This is a genomic window from Frankia sp. CoWAU3 (assembly GCF_977971855.1).
Window position 1 is genome coordinate 12,727 of sequence record NZ_CDWWXB010000065.1, and the last position, 4,404, is coordinate 17,130.

General features: G+C 70.7%; 4 protein-coding genes. 2 read left to right on the top strand and 2 right to left on the bottom strand.

Annotated elements, in window-relative coordinates; translation table 11 throughout:
- Positions 1–949 (top strand): UDP-N-acetylglucosamine--N-acetylmuramyl-(pentapeptide) pyrophosphoryl-undecaprenol N-acetylglucosamine transferase (locus AC08ON_RS08430; RefSeq protein WP_476616741.1); only part of this gene is annotated, 949 nt, incomplete at its 5' end.
- 58 nt (positions 950–1,007) lie between these two features.
- On the opposite strand, the gene AC08ON_RS08435 is transcribed toward AC08ON_RS08430, so the two are convergent.
- A complete protein-coding gene (locus AC08ON_RS08435; protein ID WP_476607082.1) occupies positions 1,008–1,457 on the bottom strand; it encodes a nitroreductase family deazaflavin-dependent oxidoreductase in 450 nt (149 codons plus the stop codon).
- Between the two features lie 331 nt (positions 1,458–1,788).
- Entirely contained in the window at positions 1,789–3,297 is a 1,509-nt protein-coding gene (murC, locus tag AC08ON_RS08440; RefSeq protein WP_476607083.1) for a UDP-N-acetylmuramate--L-alanine ligase, read from the bottom strand.
- Between the two features lie 435 nt (positions 3,298–3,732).
- Here murC and ftsZ point away from each other — a divergent pair.
- On the top strand, positions 3,733–4,404 hold a 672-nt coding region (ftsZ, locus tag AC08ON_RS08445), incomplete at its 3' end, for a cell division protein FtsZ (protein WP_476616742.1).

The window sequence follows — 4,404 nt, forward strand, 5'->3', positions numbered from 1 at the left end:
GGTCCCGATGCCGCGCCGCCCCACCCCGGCCGTGTTCAAGCTGCCCGCCCGGTTCTTCGACGCGATCTGTCAGGCGGGGGAGACCCTCGACCTGGTTCGGGCGGACGTGGTCGTGGGGTTCGGTGGATACGTGTCCGCGCCCGCGTACCTCGCCGCCCGGCGCCGCGGCATCCCGATCGTGGTGCACGAGGCGAACCCGCTGCCGGGACTGGCCAACCGGCTCGGCGCCAGGCTCACCCCGTTCGTCGCCACGTCCTACCCGAGCACGCCCCTGCGCGGCGCGACGCTCACCGGGATCCCGCTGCGGGGAGAGATCCTCACCCTCGACCGTTCCCCGGCCGCGATGCGGGCCGCCCGGGCGCGCTACGGGCTCGACCCGCACCGGCCGACCCTGCTCGTCTTCGGCGGTTCGCAGGGCGCCCGCTCGCTCAACCAGGTGATGGCGGCGGCGGCGCATCCCCTTGCCGCCGCCGGGATCCAGGTGCTGCACGCGACCGGACCGAAGAACTTCGACGAGGTCGCCGCGGCGCTGCCCCTCGACCTGCCCACGCCATACGAGCTGCGGCCGTACCTCGATCACATCCCCTCGGCCTATGCCGCGGCCGACATGACCCTGTGCCGGTCGGGCGCGATGACGTGCGCGGAACTCGCCGCGGTGGGGCTCCCGGCGGTGTACGTCCCCCTGCCGCACGGCAACGGTGAGCAGCGCCGCAACGCGCTGCCGACGGTGGAGGCCGGCGGTGGTCTCCTCGTCGACGACGCCGAGCTCAGCGTGTCCTGGCTGCTCGAGAACGCGCTGCCGGTGCTCATCTCCGCCGAACGGCTGGCGAAGATGTCGGCCGCCTGCGCCGGCAGCGGCCATCCCCAGGCCGCCGCCGCGATCGTCGCCATGATCCGGGACGCCGCCGCCACCCGGCGGCGATCCCGCCCGCGGCACGCGGCTCTCTGAGCGCTCCGCCGTCCCCGGTCGTTGGACAGCCAGGGGGGTGTCCAACACTGGCCGGTTATCACAGCGTGACCAGCACGACCACCGGGATCTCCCGTTCCACCTGCTCCTGGTGGCCGCGGATCCCCGGCATCGTCTCGACCAGTGCCTCGTAGAGGCGCTGCCGCTCGTCTCCGGTGGCGGTCGACGCCTCGGCCTCGAACCGGTCGGTGCCGAGCTCCACCACGACCTTCGGCTCGGCCGTCAGGTTCTGGTACCAGTCCGGATGCCGCGGGGCGGCTATGTTGGACGCGAAGACGACGATGCGGCCGGGACCGCCGTCCATGACGTACCCCAGCGGGGTGGTGTGCTCCTTCCCGCTGCGCCGCCCGGTCGTCGTCACGAGCACCAGCCTGGAACCGGGCAGCGTCTTCTCCAACGCGCCGCCAGTCGCCCGGTACTCGGCGATCACGGTCTGATTGACCGCCCTGACGTCGAAGCCAGGTCTGCGCGGGTCCTGCGTGTCGGCCATCGTCTCGATCCTCACCTGATCGCCGCCGGCCATGCCGGCGGGGCGTGTTGCGGCAGTCAACCATCGACGCCGGGCAACAGCCGGCAGGATCATCGCCCGGGACGTCGCGTCGGCGTTACGGGTCCGCGGCGCGGCGCCGCTTTCACGCCGGGGAGGAGACGCCGCCTCACGGGCATCGGATGGCACTTCTTTGTACGAGAGAATTGAAGCCCTTCTTGTTTTCGACGGTACCCCACCGCGGTACCCCACCGCCGTTCGGACGGCCGTGGGGGAGTACCCGTCGCGGCGTTGGCCGGCCAGGCGGGTGGGAATCCCCGCCGGAGGGAGGGGGTCAACCGGCCGCCGCGAAGCCCAGGGCGGCCAGCAGCCGGGGACTGACCGTGGTGATCGTTCCCGCTCCGAGCGTGAGCAGCAGGATCCCCCGCGACGCCTCGTCGCTCAGGGCTGCGCGGACGTCCGTGGCGAGTCGTTCGACGAGCTCGGGCCAGGACACGTAGTACGTCGCCGCCGGCTCGCTCACCCGCTTGACTAGGTCGACGGCATGCAGACCGAGGTCGTCGGTCTCGCGGGCGGCATAGATGTCGGTGACGTACACCCGGTCGGCGTCGCTGAACGCGGCCGCGAAGTCGTCCAGTAGCGCGGCGAACCGACTGAACGTATGTGGCTGGAGTACCGTCCAGATCTGCCGTCCCCGAGCCCGCGAACGGGCTGCGGCGAGCGTCAGACGGACCTCCGTCGGATGATGCGCGTAGTCGTCGATCACCTCCAGGCTGCCCGGACCTCCGGCGGGTCCGACGCCGGTGCTGTCGGCGGGGCCGTTCCAGAAGCCCACGAACTCGAACCGTCGGGCCGCGCCGGTGAAGGTCGTCAGGGTGGTGAGGGTCTGGGTGGGAGCGACTCCCAGCTCGGTGGCGGTGGCGAGGACCGCGAGCGCGTTCAGCACCGAGTGCCGGCCGGGTACCGTCAGGGTCAGCGCACCGATCTCCTGACCGGCCCGCAGGACGGTCGCCCTGGTCATGTCGTCCCCCGCGGTGGTGACGACGTCGACGGCGCGCCAGTGGCGTTCGGCACCGAAGCCGTAGTCGATCACCGCGACATCATTCACCGCGACGTCATTGCCGGGCTGCTGGCGACCCAGCTCGGTGAGGACGGCGACCACCCCGGGATGATCCCCGCAGACGACCAGTCGTCCACCCGGTCGGACCCGTCCGGCGAACGCGGCGAAGGCCGTCCGGACCGATGCCTCGTCAGGGAAGACGTCGGGGTGCTCCCACTCGACGTTGGTGATGACGGCGATGCTCGGGTCGAGGCCCGCGAAGGCGCCGCCGTACTCGTCGGACTCCAGGACGAAGACGTCGCCGGAGCCGGCCAGCGCGTTTCCTCCCAGCTGTGACACCTCCGCGCCGATGACCGCCGTGGGATCCAGCCCGGCGGCACGCAGGACCAGGGTGAGCATAGCCGAGGTGGTCGACTTGCCGTGCGAACCGGCGACGGCGACCAGCCGGTAGCCGGCGGTGAGCTCCGGTAGCCATTCCGAACGGCGGCGCACGGGCAGACCGAGCGCGCGGGCGGCGACGATCTCCGGATGGTCGTCGGGCAGCGCGCTGGACGCGACCACGACATCCGCACCGGCGAGCTCGGCGGCGAAGGCGGCCGGACCGGGCGTGGCCCCGATCCGGATCGGTACCCCCCGTGCGCGTAGGGTCGCCACCCGGGGCGAGTCTTCGGAGTCACTGCCGCTCACCGTCCCGCCGCCCGCGAGATGGATCTGGGCCAGCGGAGACAGGCCGCTGCCTCCGATGCCGAGGAAATGGACGTGCTGGGTGCGCTGACCGGTCACGGGAGGCAGTACACCATCATCGGCCCCGGTGGTGGTGAGGTCTCTTGATCCGTGGCACGGCCAGGCGTCGGGATCCGTACATTGATCGGGGTCCGTACATTGAGACGAAGCCCTCGTCGGCTGCGCCGGGAAGGTCGCCGGAGGCGAGTCACGGTTACCACAGACTCCTTCCGGGGCGGGGGTCCCCGCATGGTGGCGAAGCCACCATGCGGGGAAAGTCGTGACGCGCCGACAGCGTCCTTGACCACCGCCGAAGCCGTGCCTACTGTCCGATCCACAGTCGGAAGTTGACATAACTGTAACCGTCTAGCTGACGGTGAAGGTTGAGGCTTCGACTGCTTTCCTCGCTCGCCGCGCGGCTCCGCCTTCCCGCGGCGGCGCAGGGGCGGGGTAACCCCCGTCCGACCACCGACGCCGCTGGAGGACCGACACCGCATGGCTGCCCCACAGAACTATCTCGCGGTCATCAAGGTCGTCGGGATCGGTGGTGGTGGCGTCAACGCCGTCAACCGGATGATCGAAGTCGGTCTCAAGGGCGTCGAGTTCATCGCCATCAACACCGATGCCCAGGCCCTGCTCATGAGCGACGCCGACGTGAAACTCGATGTCGGCCGTGAGCTCACCCGAGGCCTCGGCGCCGGAGCCGACCCCGAGGTCGGCCGCCAGGCTGCCGAGGATCACCGGGAGGAGATCGAGGAGGTCCTCAAGGGGGCCGACATGGTCTTCGTCACCGCGGGTGAGGGTGGTGGCACGGGTACCGGCGGTGCGCCGGTCGTCGCGAACGTCGCCCGCTCCCTCGGAGCACTCACCATCGGTGTGGTCACCCGGCCGTTCACCTTCGAGGGTCGGCGCCGGGCCACCCAGGCCGACACCGGTATCGACACTTTGCGTAATGAGGTCGACACCCTCATCGTCATCCCGAACGACCGTCTGCTGGCGATGACGGACCGGGACATCAGCGTTCTCGACGCCTTCCGCAGCGCCGACCAGGTGCTGCTCTCCGGTGTCCAGGGCATCACCGACCTGATCACCACGCCCGGCCTGATCAACCTGGACTTCGCCGACGTCAAGACGGTCATGTCCCATGCCGGCAGTGCCCTGATGGGC

What these genes read in the sequence shown, in the direction of transcription:
- AC08ON_RS08435 (WP_476607082.1), bottom strand. Translation starts at nt 1,457, where the DNA reads ATGGCCGACACGCAGGACCCGCGCAGACCTGGCTTCGACGTCAGGGCG.